Origin of the sequence: Robertmurraya mangrovi (genome assembly GCF_034427655.1) — a bacterium.
In the GTDB taxonomy this organism is placed as follows: Bacteria; Bacillota; Bacilli; order Bacillales; family Cytobacillaceae; genus Robertmurraya_A; species Robertmurraya_A mangrovi.
Genome location: NZ_JAXOFX010000044.1, coordinates 1 through 652 on the forward strand (window position 1 = coordinate 1; position 652 = coordinate 652).

Sequence of the window (652 nt, forward strand, 5' to 3'; positions counted from 1 at the left end):
TTCCCCATTCGGAAATCTCCGGATCAAAGCTTACTTACAGCTCCCCGAAGCATATCGGTGTTAGTCCCGTCCTTCATCGGCTCCTAGTGCCAAGGCATCCACCGTGCGCCCTTTCTAACTTAACCTAATTTGGAAAATTACTTTTCCATATATTAAGAGAAAATCTTTCAGATGGCGATTACTCGGTAATTCTTTTTGCCTTCTTCATATATCATTATCTAGTTTTCAAGGAACAAGGCCACTGACTTCTATCACATCATGATAGACATCCTGGCTCTACGTCATGCTGCCTTGCGACGAGCTGAAGAGTTACCTCTTCGAATATGCTGTGGCGCAGGAGCAACATCCTTCTTCTATAAGATAGATTTATCAATAAACCTAACTTTATAATAAGAAGTCATATTTTATTGAGAGAATTGCTCTCTCAAAACTGAACAAATCATATCGTCACGTTCTTGTAATATCTAGCTCCGGCTCCTAGCCTCTCGAATCACTTCCGCTTCTTCTGTCAAAGTCTTTAGGACTTTTCCGCCAGAAGCTACAGTGCTTGTCGAGGCTGAACAGTCGCCTCCGCTTTTCGATTAAAAATCCTTAGAAAGGAGGTGATCCAGCCGCACCTTCCGATACGGCTACCTTGTTACGACTTCACCCC

Annotated in this window: 2 rRNA genes; both read right to left on the reverse strand. The window is 43.3% G+C overall.

Going from position 1 to position 652, the window contains the following annotated elements:
• A 23S ribosomal RNA gene (locus tag SM124_RS23955) occupies nucleotides 1-125 on the reverse strand; the annotation flags it as partial.
• 470 nt (nucleotides 126-595) lie between these two features.
• A 16S ribosomal RNA gene (locus SM124_RS23960) occupies nucleotides 596-652 on the reverse strand; the annotation flags it as partial.